At 71.8% G+C, this 23,821-nt stretch carries 23 protein-coding genes; 7 read left to right on the forward strand and 16 right to left on the reverse strand.

The window, feature by feature from the left end; translation table 11 throughout:
- Position 1: 1 nt before the first annotated feature.
- Entirely contained in the window at positions 2-1,594 is a 1,593-nt protein-coding gene (locus ACZ5UI_RS23500; protein ID WP_464191663.1) for an APC family permease, read from the reverse strand.
- 201 nt (positions 1,595-1,795) lie between these two features.
- Between ACZ5UI_RS23500 and ACZ5UI_RS23505 the strand changes: the two genes are divergently transcribed.
- Positions 1,796-1,987: a hypothetical protein gene (locus tag ACZ5UI_RS23505; protein ID WP_464191665.1), complete on the forward strand. Its 192-nt coding sequence runs from the start codon at positions 1,796-1,798 to the stop codon at positions 1,985-1,987.
- The gene (locus ACZ5UI_RS23510) at positions 1,984-2,934 is read left to right on the forward strand and encodes a hypothetical protein (RefSeq protein WP_464191667.1); all 951 of its coding nucleotides are present in this window, start codon (positions 1,984-1,986) and stop codon (positions 2,932-2,934) included. Before ACZ5UI_RS23505 ends, ACZ5UI_RS23510 begins: the two co-directional genes overlap by 4 nt.
- 4 nt (positions 2,935-2,938) lie before the next feature.
- On the opposite strand, the gene ACZ5UI_RS23515 is transcribed toward ACZ5UI_RS23510, so the two are convergent.
- Complete coding sequence (locus ACZ5UI_RS23515; RefSeq protein WP_464191670.1) at positions 2,939-4,354, reverse strand: sugar porter family MFS transporter; 1,416 nt, start codon at positions 4,352-4,354, stop codon at positions 2,939-2,941.
- Positions 4,355-4,419: 65 nt separating this feature from the next.
- On the opposite strand from ACZ5UI_RS23515, the gene ACZ5UI_RS23520 reads away from it, so the two are divergent.
- Positions 4,420-5,703, forward strand: a complete 1,284-nt coding sequence (locus ACZ5UI_RS23520; RefSeq protein WP_464191673.1) for a M20/M25/M40 family metallo-hydrolase — start codon at positions 4,420-4,422, stop codon at positions 5,701-5,703.
- Positions 5,704-5,712: 9 nt separating this feature from the next.
- Here the strand turns inward: ACZ5UI_RS23520 and ACZ5UI_RS23525 are convergent, their stop codons facing one another.
- From ACZ5UI_RS23525 to ACZ5UI_RS23545, 5 genes are read right to left on the reverse strand one after another with little or no spacing between them, the layout of a single operon-like run.
- Entirely contained in the window at positions 5,713-7,377 is a 1,665-nt protein-coding gene (locus ACZ5UI_RS23525) for a glucosyl-3-phosphoglycerate synthase (RefSeq protein ID WP_464191675.1), read from the reverse strand.
- Entirely contained in the window at positions 7,374-8,546 is a 1,173-nt protein-coding gene (locus tag ACZ5UI_RS23530; RefSeq protein ID WP_464191677.1) for an NAD(P)/FAD-dependent oxidoreductase, read from the reverse strand. Before ACZ5UI_RS23530 ends, ACZ5UI_RS23525 begins: the two co-directional genes overlap by 4 nt.
- The gene (locus tag ACZ5UI_RS23535) at positions 8,543-9,127 is read right to left on the reverse strand and encodes an SAM-dependent methyltransferase (protein WP_464191680.1); all 585 of its coding nucleotides are present in this window, start codon (positions 9,125-9,127) and stop codon (positions 8,543-8,545) included. Before ACZ5UI_RS23535 ends, ACZ5UI_RS23530 begins: the two co-directional genes overlap by 4 nt.
- Positions 9,124-10,731 (reverse strand): polysaccharide deacetylase family protein, encoded by a 1,608-nt coding sequence (locus ACZ5UI_RS23540; protein WP_464191682.1) that lies wholly within the window; start codon positions 10,729-10,731, stop codon positions 9,124-9,126. The genes ACZ5UI_RS23535 and ACZ5UI_RS23540 overlap by 4 nt, the downstream gene beginning before the upstream one ends.
- Before the next feature lie 44 nt (positions 10,732-10,775).
- Positions 10,776-12,350, reverse strand: a complete 1,575-nt coding sequence (locus tag ACZ5UI_RS23545; RefSeq protein WP_464191685.1) for an FAD-dependent thymidylate synthase — start codon at positions 12,348-12,350, stop codon at positions 10,776-10,778.
- A gap of 177 nt (positions 12,351-12,527) precedes the next feature.
- On the opposite strand from ACZ5UI_RS23545, the gene ACZ5UI_RS23550 reads away from it, so the two are divergent.
- The 4 genes from ACZ5UI_RS23550 to ACZ5UI_RS23565 are packed head-to-tail and all read left to right on the forward strand — an operon-like array spanning position 12,528 to position 16,127.
- The gene (locus tag ACZ5UI_RS23550) at positions 12,528-13,562 is read left to right on the forward strand and encodes a sulfate ABC transporter substrate-binding protein (protein WP_464191687.1); all 1,035 of its coding nucleotides are present in this window, start codon (positions 12,528-12,530) and stop codon (positions 13,560-13,562) included.
- Positions 13,562-14,374 (forward strand): sulfate ABC transporter permease subunit CysT, encoded by an 813-nt coding sequence (gene cysT / locus ACZ5UI_RS23555; RefSeq protein ID WP_464191689.1) that lies wholly within the window; start codon positions 13,562-13,564, stop codon positions 14,372-14,374. The genes ACZ5UI_RS23550 and cysT overlap by 1 nt, the downstream gene beginning before the upstream one ends.
- Complete coding sequence (cysW, locus tag ACZ5UI_RS23560) at positions 14,371-15,177, forward strand: sulfate ABC transporter permease subunit CysW (protein ID WP_464191691.1); 807 nt, start codon at positions 14,371-14,373, stop codon at positions 15,175-15,177. Before cysT ends, cysW begins: the two co-directional genes overlap by 4 nt.
- Entirely contained in the window at positions 15,174-16,127 is a 954-nt protein-coding gene (locus ACZ5UI_RS23565) for a sulfate/molybdate ABC transporter ATP-binding protein (RefSeq protein WP_464191694.1), read from the forward strand. Before cysW ends, ACZ5UI_RS23565 begins: the two co-directional genes overlap by 4 nt.
- On the opposite strand, the gene ACZ5UI_RS23570 is transcribed toward ACZ5UI_RS23565, so the two are convergent.
- Genes ACZ5UI_RS23570 through nuoI form a run of 9 tightly spaced genes read right to left on the reverse strand, consistent with a single transcriptional unit; the run spans position 16,117 to position 23,796 of the window.
- Complete coding sequence (locus tag ACZ5UI_RS23570; protein ID WP_464191696.1) at positions 16,117-16,578, reverse strand: RrF2 family transcriptional regulator; 462 nt, start codon at positions 16,576-16,578, stop codon at positions 16,117-16,119. The genes ACZ5UI_RS23565 and ACZ5UI_RS23570 overlap by 11 nt on opposite strands.
- 60 nt (positions 16,579-16,638) lie before the next feature.
- Positions 16,639-16,833 carry a hypothetical protein gene (locus ACZ5UI_RS23575; protein WP_464191699.1) on the reverse strand — a complete coding sequence of 65 codons (195 nt, stop codon included), beginning with the start codon at positions 16,831-16,833 and terminating at the stop codon, positions 16,639-16,641.
- Between the two features lie 9 nt (positions 16,834-16,842).
- Entirely contained in the window at positions 16,843-17,340 is a 498-nt protein-coding gene (locus ACZ5UI_RS23580; protein ID WP_464191701.1) for a DUF2269 family protein, read from the reverse strand.
- Between the two features lie 16 nt (positions 17,341-17,356).
- Positions 17,357-18,886 carry an NADH-quinone oxidoreductase subunit N gene (locus ACZ5UI_RS23585; protein ID WP_464191703.1) on the reverse strand — a complete coding sequence of 510 codons (1,530 nt, stop codon included), beginning with the start codon at positions 18,884-18,886 and terminating at the stop codon, positions 17,357-17,359.
- Positions 18,883-20,355 (reverse strand): complex I subunit 4 family protein, encoded by a 1,473-nt coding sequence (locus ACZ5UI_RS23590; protein WP_464191705.1) that lies wholly within the window; start codon positions 20,353-20,355, stop codon positions 18,883-18,885. The genes ACZ5UI_RS23585 and ACZ5UI_RS23590 overlap by 4 nt, the downstream gene beginning before the upstream one ends.
- A gap of 7 nt (positions 20,356-20,362) precedes the next feature.
- A complete protein-coding gene (gene nuoL, locus ACZ5UI_RS23595) occupies positions 20,363-22,372 on the reverse strand; it encodes an NADH-quinone oxidoreductase subunit L (RefSeq protein WP_464191707.1) in 2,010 nt (669 codons plus the stop codon).
- A complete protein-coding gene (gene nuoK, locus ACZ5UI_RS23600; protein WP_464191709.1) occupies positions 22,369-22,668 on the reverse strand; it encodes an NADH-quinone oxidoreductase subunit NuoK in 300 nt (99 codons plus the stop codon). Before nuoK ends, nuoL begins: the two co-directional genes overlap by 4 nt.
- The gene (locus ACZ5UI_RS23605; RefSeq protein WP_464191711.1) at positions 22,665-23,339 is read right to left on the reverse strand and encodes an NADH-quinone oxidoreductase subunit J family protein; all 675 of its coding nucleotides are present in this window, start codon (positions 23,337-23,339) and stop codon (positions 22,665-22,667) included. The genes nuoK and ACZ5UI_RS23605 overlap by 4 nt, the downstream gene beginning before the upstream one ends.
- A gap of 16 nt (positions 23,340-23,355) precedes the next feature.
- Positions 23,356-23,796, reverse strand: a complete 441-nt coding sequence (nuoI, locus tag ACZ5UI_RS23610) for an NADH-quinone oxidoreductase subunit NuoI (RefSeq protein WP_464197866.1) — start codon at positions 23,794-23,796, stop codon at positions 23,356-23,358.
- Positions 23,797-23,821 lie beyond the last annotated feature (25 nt).

The raw sequence follows: 23,821 nt of genomic DNA on the forward strand, positions 1-23,821 counted from the left end.
CCTAGATGCCGGCCGGGGCGAGGGGCCCACCGGCGGGGTGGTGTTCGTGCGCTTGCGGGTCGTCGTGTTCGAAGGAGCCGATCTCCGCGTAGCGATCGGGCGCGCGGCTGCGCAGGACCAGCGCGTAGACCACGCCGATCACGAAGATCGCGATCACCACGAAGGGGATCGCCTGGACGAACGGCACCGAGCCGTCACCGGCCAGCGTCGCGCGGTTGGAGATGAGCAGGTAGCAGGCGCCGAGCATGGCCAGGCAGCCCAGGATCGGCGCGATCAGCGTCTTCCACGGATGGAAGCCGTCGCGCGCCTCGGTCAGGAAGTAGGCGATGATCGCCACGGAGGCCAGCGCCTGCACGGCCAGGATGCCCAGCACGCCGAGCAGCGGCGACCAGGTGCCGATCTTCGTCAGCGAGGCCAACGTCGAGCTGTCGTCGATCGTGAACGCGATCACGTAGACGGCGACGATCGCGGTGACCGCCATCGCCGCGTTGACCGGCGAGTGGCGCTTGACGTGCGTGCGGCCCAGCGCGGCCGGGAGCACACGCTCGCGGGAGAGCGAGAACAGGTACCGCGCGGCTGTGTTGTAGAAGGCCATCGCGCAGGCGAACGAGCTGGTCACGATGAACAGCTCGAAGCACTTCGTCAAGAAGCCGCCGACGTACTCGTCGGTCAGCAGGTACCAGGCGGAGGCGACGTTGCCCTCGAACTGCGCGGCCACGCCGTTGCCCACCTCGCCGGTGCCGAAGCCGGTCACGAAGATCCAGGACATGAAGATGTAGAACAGCCCCAGGCCGATCACCGAGCCGTAGGTGGCGGCCTTGGCGATCCGCTTGGGATCGCGGGACTCCTCGGCGTAGTTGGGCGCCATCTCGAAGCCCACCCAGGACCAGAACGCGCCGAAGATGGCCACGCCCGCGGCGCCGGCCCCGAAGGTCGAGACCGCCGTCGAGTTGTCGAACAGCTCCAGCGGGTTCAGCGGGCTGGCCGAGAAGCCATCGCTGCCGCCGTCGCCGATCACGCCGACCGACAGGACGACCAGGGCCAGCACCTCGCAGATCAGCGCGACGCCGAGGATCTTGGCGGTCAGCTCGATGTGGAAGAACGCGAAGGCCGAGATCAGCGCCAGGCACCCGAGCGTGTAGATCCAGCCGGCGATGTTGATGCCGAACCAGTCGTTGAACGTCGTCGAGGCGAAGTAGCCGAACACGCCCATCACGGCCGAGGAGAAGACGATGTAGCAGAGCGCGATCAGCACGGCCGCGCCGAGGCCGGGCACGCGGCCCAGCCCACGCGTGATGAACGTGTAGAAGCCGCCCGCGGCCGTCACCCGGCGGCTCATCTCGATGTAGCCGACCGAGAAGACGGTCAGCGCGACGGTGGCCACGAGGAACGCCGCGGGGACGGCGAACCCGCCGCCCAGGACGGCTACCGGCACGTTGAACATCATCGCCGCCAGCGGGGCGGCGCCGGTGACGATGAAGAACAGCACCGATGGGAGCCCCAGCGCGCCAGGAGCGAGCCGATGATGGCCGCCGGCGGAGGGCTCGGCGGCGGTCGGGACGGGCGGGGCACCCGGCTGGGCGATCGTGCTCATGGCGGCTCCTGAGTCGGTGTGTGGCGTGCACGACGCAGGAAAGCCCGGCCCGCGCGCCCGCAGCAGAGCGCGCCGGTCCGAATCCGCGTGTCCGCGTTCCGACCGCCGGTCCCGCCAGCCGCCCGTTCCTTCCGCACGCGGCAACCGCCCGCGACAGGGTTGCCTGCGAAAGCAATCCGCGTCCCCCTAGACTGCGGGCGCATGGCCCCGCCCAGCCCCCGGCAACTCGCCGCCAGCCACCGCCTCGAGCAGGCGCTGCGCGTGGTCGGCCCCGCCCTGGACCTGGTCCTGCTCGCCGGTGACCGCCTTTCCCGCGTCGTCGATCGCTCCGACGACGAGCCGCTGCCCGCGATCCGCTACCCCGGCGCCGCCCGGACCCTGCCGCCCCGGTGAGCGACACCACGGCCACACCGGACGTCCAGCGCCAGCTGGACTGGGAGCTCGCCAATCGCCCGAAGGCGATCGCCGCTGCGATCGTCGGCGGCCTGTTCGTCGTCATCCCGTCGCTCTACATCGGGCTGACGGGCACCAACGCGGACGCGCCCGAGGTCGGCCCGCTGCAGGCGCTGACCCCCGCGCTGGACGGCCAGTTCGCCGCCGAGGTCAACCCCCGCACCGAGCTGATCAAGTACTGGGCCGACCACTCCGGCCCGTCGATCCTGGCCGGCGTGATGCTCGCGGTGAGCATGGTCGGCATCGGCTACGTGCTCTGGTACCTGTTCGCCGCCACCCGCGCGCGGCGCCCCGAGCTCCCCGCCTTCGCCCGCTGGCTGGCCGTCGTCGGGCCGCTGTTCATGGGCCTCTCGTCGATCCTCGTGCCGCTGGCCCGGTACCTGGGCACCAACAGCTATCTCGACGGCAGCGACACCTCGCGCGCCGCCGTCGACGCGGCGCTCGGCGGGACCGGCGTGCTGGTGGCCGCGGTGATCGGCCTGGCCGGACAGCTCAGCCTCGCGCTGTCGTTCGTGCTGATCGCCCTGAACGCGATGCGCGTCGGCCTGCTGACCCAGTTCATGGGCATCGTCGGCGTGATCGTCGGCGCGCTCTACGTCTTCCAGGTCGGCCCCGCGCCGATCCTCCAGGCCTTCTGGCTGATCGCGCTGGTGCCGCTCTTCCTGCACCGCTGGCCCAACGGCACGCCGCCGGCGTGGACCACCGGCGTCGCGATGCCGTGGCCGACCGCCGCCCAACGGCGGGCGGCGGCCGCGCCCCCGAAGGCGGCCACGGTCGGCGGCCCGGCCGACAGCGCCGCGGCGGCCACGCTGGGCGACGACGCGGCCGATCCGCGTCCGGCGCCCAAGGGCCCGACGCACACCAGCCGCAAGCGCCGCAAGCGCTAGCGGACTAGGCCGGGGCGGGCCGGCCTGGCCCGCTGCCCGACGAGGGCCCGTCGTCGCTGGTCAGGCTCGTCTGGAGCTCCTGCTCGATCTGCTCCAGCGAGCGGTCCTTGGTCTCCGGGACCAGGCGCAGCACGAAGCCGATCGACAGGAGGCTGAGCACCGCGAAGCCGAAGAACGTCGCGGTCTGCCCGAACGCGTCGAGCAGGTTGAGGAAGGTCAGCGCGACCGCGAAGTTGGCCAGCCAGTTGGCCGCGGCGGCCACGGCGGTCGCCTCGCCGCGCACGTCGCGCGGGTAGATCTCGGAGATCAGCAGCCAGAACACCGGGCCCAGGCCGATCGCGAACGAGGCCACGTAGAGCATCAGGAAGACCAGCGCCATGTCGCTCTTGGCGGTGCCGGTCAGCTGGAAGGCGATGCCCAGACCCACGAGCGTGACCGCCATGCCGGCCAGCGAGCCGACCAGCAGCGGACGGCGCCCGACGCGGTCGATCACGAACAGGGAGATGATCGTCACCACGACGTTGACCACGCCCACGGGCACCGCGTTGAGGATCGAGTTGCCGGTCGACAGCCCGGTGCTCTCCAACAGGGTCGGCGCGAAGTAGATGACGGTGTTGATGCCGGTGATCTGCTGGATGACCGCCAGGCCGACGCCGATCCCCAGCACCTTGCGCAGGTTGGGCTTCAGCAGCGCCTTCCACTTGGGCGCCTCGATCTCGCCGTGGTCCATGTCCTGCAGCTGCTCGTCGACCGCCTGCTCGTCGCCGCCGGTCATGCGCCGCAGGACGTCGCGCGCGTCGTCGCCGCGGCCGCGGGCCAGCAGGTAGCGCGGGGACTCGGGCATGAAGAACATGCCCACCCCGAACAGCACGGCGGGGATGATCGCCACGCCGAACATCGCGCGCCAGTTCTCCGCGCTGGAGAAGGCGTAGTCGACGAAGTAGGCGCTGAGGATGCCGATCGTCACCGCCAGCTGGTTGGCCGAGACGATCGCGCCACGGTGCCCGGGCGGGGCCGTCTCCGACAGGTAGACCGGCACGACGATCGAGCTGGCCCCGACGGCCAGGCCGACGATGAAGCGGCCGGCGATCAGGACGGCCAGCCCCTGGGCGATGATGATCACCACGATGCCGACCGCGAACAGCGCGGCGTTGATCATCAGCGTGGGACGGCGACCGAGGCGGTCGGCGATGCGCCCGCCGGCCAGCGCGCCGAAGGCGGCGCCCAGGAGCAGGCCCGACACGGCGGCGTCCTGCTCGAAGGACGACAGGTCGCCGAGGTCGTTCTTGATGAACAGCAGGGCGCCGGATATGACGCCCGTGTCGTAGCCGAAGAGGAAGCCGCCGATGGCGGCGATCGAGGCGATGACCCAGGAGAAGCGCGAGCCGCTGACGGCCGGCGCAGAACGCGATTCGGACACGTCCTGCCGATTACCCGCGGCCCGGCGGCGCCAAGCCAGCCGCACGGCCAATAGCGTTCGCGTCGATGACGCATGCCGAGCAGGCGGTCCTCGAGGCCGTCGAGCGCCACCGCGATGACATCGCCGCCCTCGCGGCACAGCTGATCGCCTACGACACGACGGCCGGCGCCGGCGGCCAGGAGGCGCTGCTGCAGACGCTGCTGGCCGACCGCCTGGCCAACGCGGGGGCCGACGTCGACGTGTGGGTTCCCGACACGGCGGTCGTGGCCGGCAGCCGCCAGGTGCCCGACGGGTTCGACTTCGCCGCGCGTCCGCAGCTGGCCGCGCGCTTCGCGCCCCGCGGCGAGGGGCGCAGCCTCCTGTTCAACGGCCACATCGACGTCGTGCCGGCGGGCGATCCGGACGCCTGGACGACGCCGCCGCTGCAGCCCGACATCCGCTCCGGCCGCCTGTACGGCCGCGGCGCCTGCGACATGAAGGGCGGTGTGGCGGCGATGGTCGTGGCCGCCGAGGTGCTGGCCGCGCACGCGCCGCTGCTGGGCGAGCTGATCGTCTGCACGGTCACCGACGAGGAGGAGACCGGCGCGGGCGGCCTGGCTGCCGTCGCGCGCGGGGTGCGCGCCGACGCGGGCCTGATCCCCGAGCCGACCGGGTTCGACGCCTGGGTGGCCTGTCGCGGCGACGTGATCTGCGAGATCGAGGTCGATGGGCGCCTGGGCCATGCGGGGATCGAGCACCCACCCGGCGACGCGATCAACGCGATCGACAAGGCGCGCCTGGTCATGAACGCGCTGCGCCGCCTGCACGACGACCGCCGCGGCCATCCCGACCACCGCCACCTGCACCTGTCGCCCGGCCACGTGATCCCCACGAAGATCAGCGCCGGCGACTGGGCGGTCAACGTGCCCGACCGCTGCACGATGACCTACCACGTCGCCTACCTCCCGGCGCACGCCGACGCCGACGGCTGGGGCACCGCGGTCGAGGCCGAGGTCGAGGCGGCCATCGAGAACGCCACGTCGGTCGATCCCTGGCTGGCCGAGCATCCGCCGCGCGTGCGCTGGCTGCTGGACATCCCGGCCGCCGAGGTCGCCGTCGGCGAGCCGATCGTCGGCGTCGCCCTCGACGCGGGCGCCGACGTGGGCCGCCAGGGGCGGCGCGCGGGCCTGGACTCCTGGCACGACGGCGCCACGTTCACGCGCTCGGCCGCCACCCCGACGATCGCCATCGGGCCGCGCTCGATCGACCGCGCCCACACCGTCGACGAGTTCGTCCCGCTCGACGATCTCGTCGACTGCGCGAAGCTCTACGCGCTGGCCGCGATGCGCTTCTGCGGCGTCGCGCCGTAGCCGCCCGCGTCAGCCGCGAACGCTGACCAGCGGCGGGCGCTCGTCGACCGCGACGGCGCGCGCGTCGATGCCCGCGTCGGCCGGGCGCAGGTACGGCGCGGGGACGGGCTCGTGGCCGAGCCGCCGCTCGACGGCCATCAGGATCGAGTACGACATCGCGCCCAGCGCGTTGAGCGGCTGGTGGCGGTTGCGACGGTCGGGCAGGCGCACCTGGCCCAGCGCGTCGAGGCCGACCAGCCGCAGCGCGTCGATCAGCATCGCGATCTCGACGCCGTAGCCGACCGGGAAGGCGAGCTGCTCGAGCAGGCTGCGGCGCGCCGCGATCTCGCCGGCCAGCGGCTGGGTGAAGCCGGCCAGCTGGGGCACGTGCAGGTTGATCAGCGGCCGCGCCATCAGCTCGGTCACCCGGCCGCCGCCGTCGGGGATGGGGGCGCCGGAGGCCGGCTGGAACGGCCGCGAGAACGCGCCCTTGACCAGCTCCAGCTCGGGATGGCAGAGCAGCGGGCCGAGCACGCCGCGCACGAACGCGCCGTCGACGCCGACCGAGTCGGCGTCCAGGAACGCGACGATGTCGCCGCTGGTCGCGCTCAGGCCGCGCCACATCGCGTCGCCCTTGCCGCGCGCCGGGCCGAAGGCGGGCAGCAGCGCGTCCTCCTGGGCCACGTCGACGCCCAGGCGCGCGGCCACGCGAGCGCTGCCGTCCCGCGAGTCGGCGTCGACCACGAGCAGCTCGTCCACCACGCCGGCGTCGCGCAGCTCGAGCAGATGGCGCAGGATGCCCGGCAGCGTCTGGGCGCACTCCTTGGCGGGCAGGATCACGCTGACCGTCTCGCGCTTGGCCGCGATCAGGCGCTCGATCGGGAAGTCGCCGGCGTCATAGGTGCGGCGCTGCAGCCAGTCGTCGAGCGTGAGGTCGTGGGCCAGGCCGCGCGGCGCGCGTCCGTGCGTGCGGGCGGCGGTGTGGACGCGCACGTCGGCCGCGCGCAGGATCGGGATGCCGGCCGCTTCGAGGCGGCGCCCCAGCGCCTCGTCTTCCAGAGCCGGCAGCGGTTCCATGCCCCCAATGGTGACGTACGCGTCCGCTGTCAGCGACATCGATGCGCCGGCGAAGTGGTGATGCTCGGCGCCCGGGTCGCGATCGCGCACCGCCGACAGGCGCCGGGCGGCGCGCTGATCGCGGCGCGCGGCGACGCCGGGGTCCAGGCCGCGGGCGCCGGCCAGGTGGATGTCGCCCCCGACCGCCTCGGCGCCGTCGGCCACCAGCGCGAGCTGCCGGGCCAGCCAGTCGGACGTGACGACGGTGTCGGCGTCGGTCGAGGCGATCAGGCCGCGCGGCTGTCCGGCGGCCAGCAGCAGGTGGGCGGCCAGATCCATGCCCAGGCGCCGGGCGGCGCCGACGCCCCGGCCGGGCCCGCGCAGCAGGCGCAGCCGCAGCGCCGGGTGCGCTGCGGCCACGGCGCGGGCGCGCTGGGCGGTGTCGTCACGGCAGTCGTCGAGCACGAGCAGCACCTCGTAGGCGTCGGGCGCCACGCCCTCCTGCGCGGCCAGCGCGCGCAGGCACGCGCCGATGCGGGCCTGCTCGTCGCGCGCGGGCACGACGACGCAGGCGCACAGCGCGCCATCGGCCGCGTCACGGTCGTCCGCGGCGGTCAGCCCGGCGGTGTCGACGCTCATCCGGCCTCCGCCGCGATCTGCTCGCCGGCCGCGTCGTAGTCGCCGTCGCGCTCGTGGGTGAGCACGCCGACCAGGCGCCCCTGCGCGTCGTGGTAGCGGACCGTGAAGGCGCCCGCGCCGTGGTCGGTCAGCTCCACGCGGTCGTGGCCGTCGCCCCAGGCGGCGTACTTCAGGGTGTGATCGCCGATCGTCGACCAGAAGCCCGGGACCGTCTCCCAGCGCGCGTCCTCGTCGCCGGCCAGCTGCCGTCCGGCGATCTCGCCGTGGGCCAGCGCGTCGCCCCAGTGCTCGACGTGCAACGCGCGCCCGGCCACCGCGTGCTCGGCCAGCGCGACGTCGCCCGCAGCGAACACGTCGGGGTGGGACGTGCGCATCCGCGCGTCGACGCGGATCTGCCGGCCGTCGGGGCCCAGCCCCAGCCCCGCGGCGCGGGCCAGCTCGTCGCGGGGGGCGATGCCCGCGCCGAAGACGACGACGTCGGCCGCCACGGCGGGGCGGCCCGCGGCGACCACGTGGAGGCGGTCGCCGTCGCGCAGCAGGTGATCGACCGGATGGCCGAGCTCGAGCGTGACGCCCTCGTCGGTCAGCCAGGCGGCGATGCGCGCGCCCACCTCGGGGCCCAGGCGCGCGGCCTGCGGCGCCGGCTCGTCGCTGATCAGCGTCACGTGCGCGCCGCGCCGGGCCAGCGACGCCGCCGTCTCGCAGCCGATGAAGCCGCTGCCCACGACGACCACGTGGATGCCCGGGCCGGTCGCCTCGCGCAGCGCGTCGGCGTCGCTCACACGACGGACCGGGTGGACCGCGGGATCCTCGGCGCCCGGCACCGGCAGGGGCACCGGCCGGGCGCCGGTGGCCAGCACAGCGGCGGTGAAGCGCACGTCGCGCCGGTCGCCGAGGGCCGCCGTGTGGGCCTGCGGATCCAGCGCGGTGACGGCGGCGTAGACCAGCTCGACGTCGTGGTCGCGGTACCACGCGTCGTTCTCGAGCGGGAGCTCCGCGGCGGCCTGCTCGCCGCGCAGGTAGGCCTTGGTCAGCGGCGGGCGGTCGTAGGGCGGGCGATCGTCGTCGGTGGCCAGCAGGACGGGGGCGGTGCCGCCTGCGTCGCGGTAGCCGCGGGCGGCGGCCAGCGCGGCGGGGCCCCCGCCGACGATCAGGATCGGGTCGCTCATGCGGTGCGGGCCAGCAGGTCGAGCACGTAGCGGTCGTGGCGCTCGTGGTGGACCGGGTGCAGCGCGGCCCGCCGGCCGAGCAGCGCGTGCACCTCGTCCCCGCGCATCGGGTAGGTGCGGGTGGGCGGGCGCCAGTGCACGGCGAGCAGGTCGCCGCCGGGGGACAGCGCCCCTTCGATCTGGGTCAGCAGGTCGGTCAGCGCGGGCGGCGCGAAGTAGTAGAGGATCTCGCTGCACACGATCAGGTCGAAGGGTCCGGCCGGCAGCGCCTCGGGGATCACCGCGACGTCGATCGTCACGTGGGGCCGGCCGGCCAGGCGCGCGCGGGCGCGGGCCACCGCGGTGGCCGAGGCGTCGAGCGCCACGAGCGCGTCGCTGACGTCGGCCAGCCGCTCGGTGAGCACGCCGATCGAGCAGCCCAGCTCCAGGACACGCGGGAAGCGGCGGTCGCCCAGGGCGGCGATCGTGCGGTCGTACTTGGCCAGCTCGTAGGGGCTGGTGGCGAACGACCACGGATCCTCGGACTCGCGGTAGAGCGTCTCGAAGGAGGCGGGATCGAGCCGGTCGGCGGCGACGCTCATGGGCGCGCCTCCAGGTCGCTGCGCCCGGTGCGGGCGACGATCGGGTCCAGGCGGTGCTGCAGCAGGAACAGCTCCAGGTCGCGGCGCGCGCGATCCAGCGCGCCACCGGTCACGAAGGCCGGTGAGCCACACGCGCGGGCGGCCTCGTCCAGGAGGCGCCGGATGGCCGCGGAGACCGCATCGCGCAGATGCGCCGCGAAGGCGGCGTCCAGCGTGTCGCCGTCGCCACGGCGGCCCGCCTCGGCCAGCCACAGCGCGATCGTGTCGCGCTCGGTGCCGATGCGCCCGGCGGCCAGCCCCTCCAGGTCGCCGCCGCCGCGGGCGGCCAGCAGGTCCAGCGCGGCCTCCGCCGCCGCGTCGGCGGCGCCGGCCCAGGTGGCGGCGGTGCGCACGGCGTCGCGGGCGAACCACGGCTGCTCGAGGATCGCCCCGGGCTCGCCGAGCACGGCCAGCACCGGGGCGCCGTCGAAGAGCACCCGGTGGCTGGCCGACGAGCGCATGCCCGCGCCCGCGAACCACGTGTCGTCGACCGTCGCGCCCCGGGTCACGTCCACGTAGGCCAGGCGCACCGGGCGCTCGTCGCCGGGTGCGCGGGCCAGCACGAGCGCGCGGTCCACGCCGCCCGCGCCCGAGCAGAAGGTCTTGGCGCCGTACAGCGCGCCGTCGCGGATGTGCGCGGGCGTGCCCTCGCCCGGGCCGGGGTCGGCGCCCCACACGCCCAGGCGCACGCGCGCGCCGGCGACGGCGGCCAGCTCGGCGTCGCGCAGGCCCGCCGGCGCGTGCGCGGCCAGTCGCTCCATCGCGTTGAGGTGTCCGTCGACGATTCGCGACACGCCGGTGTCGGCGCGGGCGACGTCGCGGACCAGCGCGAGCTGCTCGGCGAAGCTGCCCAGGGTGCCCAGCCGGTTCTCGGCCTCCAGCGCGGCGATCGCGTCGGCCGGGAACGGCGCGCGCGGGTCGCGATCGCGCGAGGCGGCGCGGGCGGCGATCCGGGCCAGCGCGCCGCCGGCGCTGGCGGCCAGCGCGGTGGGGTTCTCGCTCAGCGGGCGGCAGTCCAGCCCGCGCTCGCGCGCCTCGGCGACCAGCGGCGCGACCAGCGCGACGGTCTCGGCCGCGCCGCCCCGCCGCGCGCCCGGACCCAGGCCGTCGTGCGCCAGCACGACGCAGCCGTCGTCCAGCCGCGGGCGCACCGCGGCGAGCATCGCGGCGGCGTCGTCCCCGCGCCAGTCGTGCGTGTCGGCGTCCCAGGCGACGATCCGCAGCCCGTGGCGGTCGGCCAGCTCGGCGGTCCACGGCGCCGGACGCCCCCAGGGCAGCCGCCAGAGCGTGGGCCGGATGCCCAGGTCCCGCAGCGTCGACAGCGCGTGCTCGGTATCGCCGCCGACGGTCTCGCGGTCGTGCTCGGGGTGGCGCAGGTGCGCGGCGCCGTGCAGGCCGACCTCGTGGCCCTCGGCGACGATGCGCGCGACCAGCGCGGGGGCGGCCGCCGCGGCGGGCGCGAGCACGAAGAACGTGGCGCGGGCGTCCGCGTCGCGCAGGGCGTCGAGCACGCGCGGGGTCCACGTCGCGTCCGGTCCGTCGTCGAAGGTGAGGGTGCAGACCACGGGCCCCCACTACCCCCGTTGCTCTGCGCTCTACGCGCGGCGGCTCAGACGGCGGCGCGCTTGGCGTCGGTGCGCATCTCGGAGAGGATGCGCTCGAGCCGGGGCTCGGTGTCGTTGTCGACGTGCGTCATGGCCGCGGCCACGGCGGGATGGACGGCGGCGATCTGCTGGTGCATCTCGTGCGCGACCGCCCGGTAGCTGGGGTGGCCCTCGCGGCCGGAGCGCAGCTCGATCAGCTGCATCGCCTCGCGCGCGTTGAGGTCCAGGACGTAGCGGATCCGGTAGCCGAGGCTGAGCGCGTACAGCGCCTCGCCCGCGTGCCCGTCGGCGGTCAGCCGTTCCCACTCGGTGCGCGAGACCTCCAGGCCGCGCCGGAACGCGTCGCCCGCGCCGGCGGCGTCGAGCTCCTCGGGCACCTCGGCGCCGAGGTGCGGCCCCAGCCGCTGCCACTGCACGGTGAGCATCCGGTGGCGCTGCAGGTCGCGGAAGGCGCCGTAGTCGCTGACGATCTCGAAGCGGTAGCGCAGCGCCTCGAAGCCGCGCCCCGGGCGGTGGCGGCGGTTGCGCCGCTCGCCGACGAGGTCGCCCAGCATCTGCGCGCGCTCGTCGGCGCCCAGGGCCGAGAGCCGCAACCGGGTCTCCTCCTCGCTGGCGCCGGCGGCCTCGAACAGCAACGCGGCCAGCAGCGACTCCTCGTCGCCGTCGACGTGCAGCAGTCGCACCGACGGGCCGTCGGCGGCGGCCTGCACCGACGCGTCGTCCAGGCCCAGGCGCGCGGTCCAGCGGGCCGCGGCGGCGTCGCGACCCTGCAGGTAGGCGATCCACTCGCCGCCCCGATCGGGTCGCGGGATGCGCGTCACGAAGCTCGGCATCACGGCCTGGATCGCGGCCAGGATCTGCTCGCCGCAGCGGCGCGCCTCGGGCAGCGGGTGGGCCAGCAGGTGCAGGATCAGCTGCTCGTAGGTCTGACCGGAGGCGTAGATCCCCATGTGCGACAGCGACGCGGCGGGCAGCAGCCCGCGCAGCAGGTCCAGCGCCTTGGCCTTGATCGCCCGCGTGCGCGCCGGCGACGGGTCGCCGGGGTAGGTCGAGTCGACCCACGCGGCGACCTGCGGCAGGGCACGGGAGTACGTCGAGAAGAGGTCGTCCATCGCGGCCGCGTACTGGGGCCCGAGCGACGCGTCGCGGTAGTAGCGGTAGCCGCCGTCGTCCATCGGCTGGTCGTAGGCGATGTAGCGCGTGGACTGCTCCAGGTAGGCGCCGATCCGCGGCCGTTGCAGGACCTTCGTCAGCACGTTGGAGACCCACTCGCAGGCCACGTGCGCGCCGCCCAGCTGGGCCACGGAGTCGTCGCCGTAGCCCAGGAAGATCGTCTCGTAGAGCTTGGCCGCGCGGTCGCCCTCGGCTGCCTCGAAGGCCGCCGCCGGGGCGCCGTCGGACAGCGAGTCGGCGAACTCGTCCAGGAACATCCGGCGCAGCGTGCCCGGGTAGCGCGAGTAGCGCGCGAACAGCGCGCCCTTGACGGTCTCGGGCAGGTTCACGAGGCCGAACACCGGACCGTCGAGGGTCGTGAAGTGCGGGGCCAGCCGTTCCCGTTCGGCTGCGGTGAAGGACTCCATGGGGGCTCCGCACGGTACCGCTCGCGGCGGCGTCCGGTCTCGTCCAGCGAGTCGATCATCCCGACCGGCCCCACCGGCCCGGTCAAGCCGATAGGGCCGACTTCCTCGACAATCTTGATGGGAAATGCGCTAGCATGGTTTCAGTTAATTCCTACTGAAATTGTGGAGTTTTACCCAGTGAGAGCACGAAACCTGCTGGCCGGACTGCTGACGATCACCGCCCTGGTTGCGGTCGGGTGCGGCGGCAGCTCGGATGACACGAGCGGCGGATCGACCGGCAGCTCCTCGAGCGGCGGCGGCGACACGCTGCGCCTCGTCGCCTACTCGACCCCCGAGGTCGTCTACGACGAGATCGACCCGGCCTTCGCGCAGACCGAGGCCGGCAAGGGCGTGAACTTCGAGACCTCGTTCGGCGCCTCCGGTGACCAGAGCCGCGCCGTCGAGGCCGGGCAGAAGGCCGACATCGTCAGCTTCTCGACCGAGCCCGACATGACCCGTCTGGTCGACGCCGGCCTGGTGGCCGAGGACTGGAACCAGACGCCCAACAAGGGCCTGGTCACCACGTCGCTGGTCTCGTTCGTCGTGCGGCCCGGCAACCCGAAGAACATCCACACCTGGGCCGACCTGCTCAAGCCGGGCGTCGAGGTCCTGACCCCGAACCCGTTCACCTCGGGCGCGGCCAAGTGGAACCTGCTGGCCGCCTACGGCGCCAACGGTGGCGCCAGCGGCGACACCCAGGCGGGCCTGGACTACGTCTCCGAGCTGGTCAAGGACCACGTCAAGATCCAGGACAAGTCCGGCCGTGAGGCGCTGCAGACGTTCATCGGCGGCCAGGGCGACGTGCTCCTGTCCTACGAGTACGAGGCGACCACCGCCCAGAAGAAGGGCGAGGACGTCGACTTCGTCACGCCCGACGACACGATCAAGATCAACATCGACATCGCCAAGACGAAGGACGCGCCGCCCGTGGCGCAGTCGTTCCTGGACTACGTGCTGTCCAAGCCGGCGCAGGAGATGTTCGCGTCGTGGGGCTACCGCCCGGTCAACGAAGAAGTCCTCAAGGCCAACGCGGACAAGTTCCCTGATCCCGCCAACCTGTTCACGATCGAGGATCTGGGCGGCTGGTCGAAGGTCAACGACGAGCTGTTCGACGTCGAGACGGGCTCGATCGCCAAGATCGAGGAAGACGCCGGAGTCGCGACGGAGGACTAGTGGCGACCTTCCCTCTCGCCCGGAGGCGCCCGGCCCAGCGGTCGGGCGCCCTCGCGCTCGGGATCTCGACGCTGTGGCTGAGCCTCATCGTCCTGCTGCCGCTGGCGGCGGTGGTGGATCGCTCCTTCCAGGACGGCCTCGGCCAGTTCTGGGACGCGATCTCCTCCCGCCAGGCGGTGGCGGCGCTGCGGTTCACCCTGCTCGTGTCCCTGGGCGCCACGGTCGTCAACGCGATCACCGGAACGCTGCTGGCCTGGGTGCTCGTCCGCGATCACTTCCCCGGCAAGAAGATCGTCAACGCGCTGATCGACCTGCCGTTCGCGCTGCCGACGATCGTCGCCGGCCTGACGCTGCTCGCGCTGTACGGCAAGAACAGCCCGCTGGGCATCGACATCTCCTACACGAAGTGGGCGGTGCTGCTGGCGCTGCTGTTCGTGACGATGCCGTTCGTCGTGCGCTCGGTGCAGCCCGTGCTGATCGAGGTCGACCGCGAGATGGAGGCGGCCGCGATCTCGCTGGGCGCCTCAAACCGCCAGGTCTTCGCGCGGATCATCCTGCCCAACCTGATCCCGGCGATCCTGTCGGGCGCCGGTCTGGCCTTCGCCCGCGCCGTCGGTGAGTTCGGCTCGATCGTGCTGATCTCGGGCAACATCCCGTTCGACACCCAGGTGTCGTCGGTCTACATCTTCAAGCTGATCGAGAGCGACGCGCCCGTCAGCGCCGCGGCCGTGGCCGTCGTGCTGCTGCTCGTCTCGGTGATCGTCCTGGCGCTCATCCGCGGCCTCGGACGGTGGGGGGTGCGCCACCAATGACGGTCTCTCGTCCCTGGCAGCTGACGCTGCGGGTCCTGGCCCTGGGCTGGATCCTGCTGATCCTGCTCGCCCCCGTCGGGCTGATCTTCTACCGGACCTTCGAGCACGGGGTGGGGGCCGTGATCGACTCGATCACCACGCCCGCCGCGGTGTCGGCCTTCTGGCTGACGATCGAGGTGTCGGTCATCGCCGTGGTCGTCAACACGGTGTTCGGCGTCGTCATGGCGCTGGCGCTGGCCCGCGGGAAGTTCCGCGGCAAGTGGATCCTGGACACGATCATCGACCTGCCCTTCGCGATCTCCCCGGTCGTCGTCGGCCTGTCGCTGATCCTGGTCTACGGCACCAACGGCTGGTTCGGCCAGGCGCTGGCCGACCAGGGCATCCAGGTGATCTTCTCGACGCCGGGCATCGTGCTGGCCACCGTCTTCGTGACGCTGCCGTTCGTCGTGCGCGAGGTCACGCCGGTGCTGCGCGAGATCGGCGACGAGCAGGAACAGGCGGCCAGCACGCTGGGCGCCAACGGCTGGCAGACGTTCTGGCGCATCACGCTCCCGGCGATCCGCTGGGGCATCGCCTACGGCGTCGTGCTGACCACGGCGCGGGCGATCGGCGAGTTCGGCGCCGTCAGCGTGGTCAGCGGGAACATCTCCGGCAAGACGGAGACGCTCACGCTGCTCGTGCAGAAGCGCTTCAACAACTTCGACATCGCCGGGGCCTATGCCGCGTCGGCGCTCCTGGCGGCCATCGCGCTGCTGACGCTGCTGGCCATGACGACGTTCAATCGCAGAAGGGAAGAGGCTTGATCGCCGCCCGCAACATCACCAAGCAGTTCGGCGACTACACGGCGCTCGACGACGTCACCATCGAGATCCCAGACGGCTCGCTGACCGCGCTGCTGGGGCCGTCGGGGTCGGGCAAGTCGACGCTGCTGCGCATCATCGCCGGCCTGGAGACGCCCGACACGGGCGTCGTGGAGATCGGCGGGAGCGACCAGACCCGCGTTCCGCCCCAGCGCCGCGAGATCGGCTTCGTGTTCCAGCACTACGCCGCGTTCAAGCACATGACCGTGCGCGACAACGTCGCCTTCGGCATGAAGATCCGCAAGCAGCCCAAGGACAAGATCGAGGAGCGCGTCAACGAGCTGCTGGAGATCGTCGGCCTGGCCGGCTACCAGAAGCGCTATCCCAACCAGCTCTCCGGCGGCCAGCGGCAGCGCATGGCGCTGGCCCGCGCGCTGGCCGTCGAGCCGCGCGTGCTGCTGCTCGACGAGCCGTTCGGCGCGCTGGACGCCAAGGTGCGCGCCGACCTGCGCGAGTGGCTGCGCCGCCTGCACGACGAGGTCCACGTGACCACGATCCTGGTCACCCACGACCAGGAGGAGGCGATGTCGGTCGCCGACCACATCGCGGTCATGGACCACGGCAAGATCGAGCAGATCGGCGGTCCGCGCGAGCTGTACGACAAGCCGGCCAACCGGTTCGTGATGGGCTTCCTGGGCCCGGTCTCCGAGCTCGGCGACCGGCTCGTGCGCCCGCACGACATCATCGTCAGCGTGGAGCCGACGCCGGGCGCCTTCGAGGCACAGGTCATGCGCGTCGTGCACCTCGGCTTCGAGGTGCGCGTGGAGCTGGCGCTGGACGGCCAGGAGAGCGTCTTCGCGCAGCTGACGCGCGACGAGGCCGCTCAGATGGAGGTCGGCGAGGGCGACATCGTGTGGCTGCGGCCGACCACGGCCGCAGCCGTCAGCGCCTGACCCGGGCGTCCGGGTCGTGCGCGAGCGCGGCGATCTCCGCCGGGACGTGACCGCTGGCCAGGTCGGCCAGCGTCACGTGCTCGGTGACGTTGCGCAGCGCGGCCCGCACGGCGATCCACACGTCCTGCAGCGGCTGCGCGGCGCCGCCGTAGGCGACGTCCTCGGGCGCCTCGCCACGCACGGAGGCCAGCGGCCCCTCGACGGCGCGGATGATGTCGGCCACCGAGACGTTCTCGGGCGGCTTGGCCAGCCGGTAGCCGCCGTCGACGCCCCGCTGGCTCTTGACCAGGCCGGACTGCCGCAGGTCGGACAGGATGTTCTCGAGGAACTTCTGCGGGATGCCCTGGTTGGTGGCGATGGTCTCGCCCTTCACGGGGCGCTCGCTGTCGATCGCGGACGCCAGCTCGGCGGCGGCTCGCACGGCGTAGTCGGCTTTGGCGGTGATGCGCACCGGGTCAGCCTAGATGATCAACCCGATGTAGAAGGTGGTTGAGGCGCCAAGCGTTCGGTGCTACCCGGCAGCGTCCGGGTTGCCGGTCGCCGCGGCGGGATCGTCGTTGTCGTCCCCGCCCGCCGTCCCGGGCGCATCTTCGCCACCTTCCTGGCCCTCGTGCTTGCGCGCGCCCGGGTTCGCGCCGTCCTGTTGCTCCTCCGGGTAGCCGGAGCCGATGTCGCGCTTCTCGCGCGGGTCGTCGTCAGGAGTCATGGTCGGTGTCTACCCGCCGGGCTTGACCACCATCAGGAAGATGGCCACGACGATCAGCAGGCCGCTGATCGTGCCGACGAGGCCCTCCTGCTTGAGCTTCTCGAGGTAGCTCGGGGAGAAGGTGACCGGGCCGTCGCCGGCGGCGGCGATCTCCTCGGCGGCCATCGGCTCGAGCCGCTTGTCGGTCGGGATGAAGTAGCCGCCGAGCAGACCGCCCAAGATGATGATGATCACGAAGGTGGCGCTGATCCAGACGTCGCTGAAGTCGATGAAGTCGCTGTCGGCCACCTGGTAGATGCCGGTGACGAGGATGATCAGCAGCGCGGGGTTGGCCAGGCGCTGGTTGATCGTGCGCTGCATGCGGTGCACGAAGGGCATCACGCGCGGGTCCATCTTCAGCGCGACCTGGAAGGCGATCGCCTCGGCGAACGTCGCCCCGAGGCCGACGACGACCGCGGTGATGTGCAGCCAGAGCGAGATGTTGTAGCCGGTGATGTCGGCGAACATCGGGCGGACCTCCTGACTAGAAGAGCTGGCTCATCGACGAGGCGACGTCCTGGGCGACATCGAAGACCGGACCCGGCGCGACGCCCATGACGATCGTGGCCGCGGCCGCCACGATCGCGACGGCGTAGACCTCCCAGCCCGCGGTGCGCGGGCCCTGCGGGGCGTCGTCGGGCACCAGCTCGGACGAGCCGCCGGCCAGCACGGGGACCGAGCGGGTGGCCGGCCGCGCCCACATCGCCGCGATCACGCGCAGGTAGTAGACGAGCGACACGGCCGAGCCGAGCACGATCACGACGCCCAGCCAGGCGTAGTCGCCGGCGACGGCGGCGTCGATCAGGAAGAACTTGCCGACGAAGCCGACGGTGCCCGGGATGCCGCCCAGGCCGAGCATGGCGATCGTCATCGGCCAGGCCAGCAGCGGCTTGGTCGCGCCGATGCCCTCCAGCGCCTGGATCGAGTCGCCCAGGCCGGTCTCGCGCGAGCGGGCGATGATCACCGCGAACGCGGCGACGTTCATGACCAGGTAGCCGGCCAGGTAGAAGGCGACGGCCTGGATGCCCAGCTGCGTGCCGACCAGGATGCCCGCGAGCATGTAGCCCGCCTGCGCGACGCTGGACCAGGCCAGCAGCCGCTTGACCGAGGTCTGCCCGATCGCGCCGACGTTACCCACGACGATGGTGATCGCGGCCAGCGCGGCCAGCAGCGGGGCCCAGTCGCCCTGCGCGTTGATCAGCGCCACGTCCAGGAAGCGGATCAGCACCCCGAACGCGGCGACCTTGGTGGCCGTGGCCATGAACGAGGTGATCGCCGTCGGGGCCCCCTCGTAGACGTCGGGCGTCCACTGGTGGAAGGGCGCGACCGAGGCCTTGAAGGCCAGGCCGACGAGCACGAAGGCCAGGCCGGTCAGGAACAGCGGGTCGCTGACCATGCCGCCGCCCTGGCTGAGCTGCTCGCCGATCGCGTCGAAGTCCGTGGCGCCGGTCGAGCCGTAGATGAAGGCCAGGCCGTAGAGCAGCGTGGCCGAGCCGACCGAGCCCACGATCAGGTACTTCAGGCCGGACTCCAACGAGGTGGCGCGCCGCATCTCGGTGGCACACAGCACGTACAGCGGGATCGACAGCAGCTCCAGGCCGAGGAACAGCGTGACGATGTTCTGCGACATCAGCAGCACGGCCATGCCGCCCACCGACACCAGCAGCATCGCGTAGAACTCGCCGTGCGCGGCCTCGCGCGGGGCGACCGCGCGGAGCGACAGGACCACGGTGACCATCGCCGAGATCACGCACAGGCAGGTCAGGCCGAGCGACAGCTGATCGACGCGCAGCGCGTCGGAGATGATCGACGCGGGCTCGTCCCACTGCCAGATCGACAGGCCCAGCGCGGCGGCCAGGGCGATGAACGCGAACAGCGGCACGACGGTCTCGCGGATGAAGCGCGGGCGCAGCAGGCCGGTGAGCAGCACGATCAGCGCGCCGCCGCCCAGGGCGATCAGCGGTGAGAGCGCCGCGACGTCGATGTACGGGCCGTTCATGGCGGCGGCGATCACTTGGCCACCTCCATGGCGGGCGTAACCGATGTGACGACGCTGTCCTGCGACCGGTGCAGGGCCAGCTGCGGGTAGACCGCGAAGAACAGGATCACGGCGACGAGCGGCACCAGGATCAGCCCGTCACGCAGCGAGATCTCCTGCGAGTCGACCTGCGGCCCGACGCGGTTGTGCATCGCGCTGATGAACAGGCGCAGCGCGTAGACGGCGGCCAGCGCCACGCCGGTGAACGCGATGCAGGCGATCACCAGCTTGGACTCGAAGACGCCGAGCAGGATCAGGAACTCGCCGATGAAGTTCGACGAGCCCGGCATGGCCAGCGTGGCCAGCGCGACGATCAGGAAGATGGTGGCCAGGATCGGGGCGCGCAGCGCGATGCCGCCCATGTTGCGCAGGCTCTCCGATCCGCCGGCGCGGCGGGCCAGGAGGCCGACGATCAGGATCAGCGGGATCACCACGATGCCGTGGTTGACCATCTGCAGCACCGCGCCCTGGGCGCCCTGCTCGTTGAGCGCGAAGATCCCCAGCGTGATGAAGCCCAGCTGCGCGACCGACGAGTAACCGGCGACCAGGCGGGCGTTGTCCTGGGTGAAGGCCATGACCGACCCGTACAGGATCGAGGCCAGGGCGACGATCAGCAGCAGGTCCTGGAAGTGGGCGGCGGCGTCCGGGTAGATCGGCAGCGCGATGCGCAGGAACCCGTAGGCGGCGACCTTGGACAGCACGGCCGAGAACACGGCCAGCGCCTCGACGGGCAGCACCCGATAGCCGTCGGGCATCCAGCCGTGGAACGGGAACGAGGGCATCTTCACCAGGAAGGCGAAGGCCATCAGCAGGAAGATCCACTCCTGGGTGCCCGTGCCCAGCGTGCGCTCGCGCAGGTCGCTGAGCGCGAAGGAGATCGACTGGCCCTCGGGCGTGGCCAGCACGCCGGTGGCGATCACCGCGGCCAGCATCAGCAGGGACCCGACGAACGTGTAGATGACCATCTTCAGCACGGCGCGCTGGCGGTTCTCGCCCAGGCCCCAGGTGACGCCGATGAAGTAGAACGGGATCAGCATCAGGTCGAAGAAGACGACGAACAGCGCCAGGTCCTGGGCCAGGAACGCGCCCAGCACGAACGTCTCGGCCAGCAGCAGGTGGAAGTAGTAGAGGCTGCCCTTCTCGCCCCAGTCGCGGAAGTTGGAGGCGATGATCGCCGCCGCGAACCCGAGCGTGGTCAGCGCGACGAGGAACAGGTTCAGCCCGTCGAGCCCGATCTTGTAGTGGATGCCCAGCTGCGAGATCCACATCTCGTCGGTGACGTGCTGCATCCCACTGCCGGCCTGGTAGTCGGCGATCAGGTAGATGGCCAGACCCAGCGCGCCCAGCGAGCCGAGCGCGGCGAGCTTCGGGGCGATCCCGCGGGGCAGGAACGCGCCGAGCAGGCCGACGGCGGCGGGCAGCGCGATGAGGATGGTCAGGATCATCAGGGGGTCAGCTCTGCAGCAGGAAGTAGAGGGTCACGCCGGCGACGCCGAGGATCAGCAGGGCGGCGTAGGAGCGCAGCAGGCCGGACTGGGCCGCGCGCACGGCGGCCGATCCGGCGCGGACGATGAGCGTGCCGCCGCCCACCAGGGCGCCGTCGACGACGACGCGCTCGAAGGTGTTCTGGGCGAAGCGGCCGATCCACGCGGCGGGCTTGACGAACGCGTAGTCGATCAGCTCGTCGAACCACCACTTGTGGAAGGACAGCTCGTACAGCGGCTTGAACCGGACGCGCATGCGGGCGGCGCTGCCCGGGTGCTTGGACCAGATCATCCAGGCGATGAAGATGCCCAGCAGGCCGACCGCGGCGCCGACGGCCATGAACGTGAACGTGAACGTGTTACTGGGCTCCAGCGAGTCGTAGTACTTGGAGCCCTCGAAGGTCGGCTCGAGGAAGTTGTGGATCGCCTCGGTGACCGTCGGGATCTGCAGCGCGCCGGCGATCGTGGCCAGCACGGCCAGCGTGCCCATGGCCACCTTCATCGGGAAGGCGCGCTCGGCGATGTAGTGCTCCGGGCCGGGGAAGCCGATGTCGGTGTCCTCGACCTCGCCGTCGGTCGGGTTGGTGTGCACCTCGGCGTGGGCCAGGTGCCCGTGTGCGAGCTCCTCGGCCTCGGGCACCATCTTCCCGCCGAAGACGCGGAACATCATGCGGAAGGTGTAGATCGCGGTCAGCAGCGCGGCGATGTAGCCGACGACGAACAGGATCCAGTGCCAGCTGCCGCGCTGGGCGACGTCGGCCAGGATCTCGTCCTTGGAGAAGAAGCCCGAGAACGGCGGGATGCCCGACAGCGCCAGCGAGCCCACGAGCATCGTCGCGAACGTGAACGGCAGCACCTTGCGGAAGCCGCCCATCTTGTCCATGTCCTGCGCGCCGGCCATCGCGCCGATGACCGAGCCCGCGCCCATGAACAGCAGCGCCTTGAAGAACGCGTGCGTGAGGAAGTGGAACATGCCCGCGGCGTAGGCGCCGGAGCCGACGGCCATGATCATGTAGCCGATCTGCGACATCGTCGAGTACGCGATCACGCGTTTGATGTCGGTCTGCGTCAGGGCGATGGTGGCGGCGACGAACAGCGTCACGCAGCCGACGATCGCGGCGACGTTGGCGGCCGCGGGGGTGACCTCGAACAGCGGCCACATGCGCGCGATCAGGTAGACGCCCGCGGTGACCATCGTGGCCGCGTGGATCAGGGAGGAGACCGGCGTCGGGCCCTCCATGGCGTCCGCGAGCCAGGTGTGGAACGGGATCTGCGCGGACTTGGCGAACGCGCCGATCAGCAGCAGGATCATCCCGGCCACGAGGTTGCCGGTGTTGACCCCCGGCGGGTGCTCCTCGACGGCGTGGAAGACGCCGAGGAAGTCCAGCGTGGCGAACTCCTTGAAGATGAAGAACGCGCCCAGCGTCAGGCCGATGTCGCCGATGACGTTGATCACGAACGCCTTGACGCCCGCGCGCGTGGCCGTCTTGCGGCGGTACCAGAAGGAGATCAGCAGGTAGGACGCCGCGCCCACGAAGGCCCAGCCGACGATCAGCGGGACGAAGTTGCCCGCCATCACCAGCACGAGCATCGAGAAGACGAAGAAGTTCAGGTAGGCGAAGTACCGGGCGATGCCCTTGTCGCTGGCCATGTAGGTGACCGAGTACAGGTGGATCAGCGTCGAGACGCCGGTCACCACGAGCATCATCAGCACCGACAGCGGGTCGATCAGGATCGTCAGCTTCGCGTCGACCCCGACCGTGTTGGCGTAGTCCCACAGCGTCGAGGTGACCTGGCGGTCGTCGGCGGCGCGGTCCTGCAGGTTCAGGAACGTGATGACGGTCAGGACGAACGCGGCGAAGATCGCCAGCGTGCCGATCCAGCCGGCCACCCGCCCGGGCCACACGCGGTAGCCCAGCCCGATCGTGATCGTCCCGGCGAGAGGAAGCGCCAGGACGAGCCATGCGGCGGTCGTCACCCGTGCAGCTCCCTCATGTCGTCGACGTCGATCGGCAGGCGCCGGCGGTACATCGCCACGATCACGCCCAGTCCGACGCAGACCTCACAGGCGGCGACGACCATGACGATGATCGCGAACACCTGGCCCTCGGAGTTGCCCCACATGCGGCTGAAGGCGATCAGCGCGAGGTTGCCCGCGTTGAGCATCAGCTCGAGGCACAGCAGCGTGACCAGCGGGCTGCGGCGGGTGAGCACGCCGGCGGCGCCGGTGGCGAAGATGAAGGCCGAGACGGCCAGGTACCACTCGATGCTCACGAGCGCTCCTCCTCGCCGCGGTTCAACGGGACCCGGTCCCGCGGGGGCTGCGCGGGCAGGTTGATGCCCGCGTCGCGCGTGCCGACGCCCTCGGCGGTGGTGCCGGTGCCGATCGGGCGCATGAACTCGGTGACGCTCATGCGGCCGGCCTCGGCCTCGGTCAGGCCACCCCGACGGCGGGCCAGCACGACCGCGCCGACGGCGGCGATCAGCAGCAGCACCGAGGCGGCCTCGAAGGCGAACAGGAACTTGGTCAGCAGCAGCTCGCCGATGTCGGCCGGGGAGCCGAAGCCCGCCTCGTAGGGCGCGCCCTTCTCGCCGACGGCCTTCAGGCCGGTGCCAGCGATGGCCAGCGTGATCTCGACGAACAGCAGCCCGGCGAAGACCAGCGCGACGCCCTTCTGCGACGGCCCGCTCCACGGGTGCACCGACTCGTCATCGCCGCCGATGTAGCCGACGACGAACACGTAGAGCACCATCACCGCGCCGGCGTAGACCACGATCTGCGCGAAGGCGACGAACTCGGCCCGCAGGAGCAGGAAGAGCCCGGCCAGCGAGAACAGGTGCACGACCAGCGAGAGCACGGCGTAGAACGGGTTGCGCAGGGACACCACGCCGATCGCCCCGGCGATGGCGAAGATCCCGCACAGAAAGAAGAAGAACTGCGACATGAGGCGGTCCGGGAACCTACTCGCCTTCCCGCCGCAGCGGCGTCCGCTCGATCGGCTCGGCGAGCAGCATCTCCTTGGTGAAGATCAGGTCCGAGCGGTCGTAGTCCGACAGCTCGTAGTCGTGACCCATCGTGATCGCGTCGAACGGGCACGCGACCTCGCAGTAGCCGCAGAAGATGCAGCGCGACATGTTGATCTCGTAGACCGCGGCGTAGCGCTCGCCGGCCGACACGCGATGGTCGGGCGTGTTCTCGGCGGCCACCACGCGGATGCAGTCCGACGGGCAGGCCGCGGCGCACAGCGAGCAGCCGACGCACTTCTCCAGCCCGGTGTCGACGAACTTGTGCAGCTTGTGACGCCCACGGAAGCGCGGGTACACCGGGTACTTCTCCTCCGGGTACTCGACCGTGATCGGCTTCTCGAAGCTGCGGCGCAGCGTCGTCTTGAGGCCTCGCAGCGTCTCGCCGAAGGCGCGGTAGGCG

It is taken from the genome of Conexibacter sp. JCM 18997 (assembly GCF_055391915.1).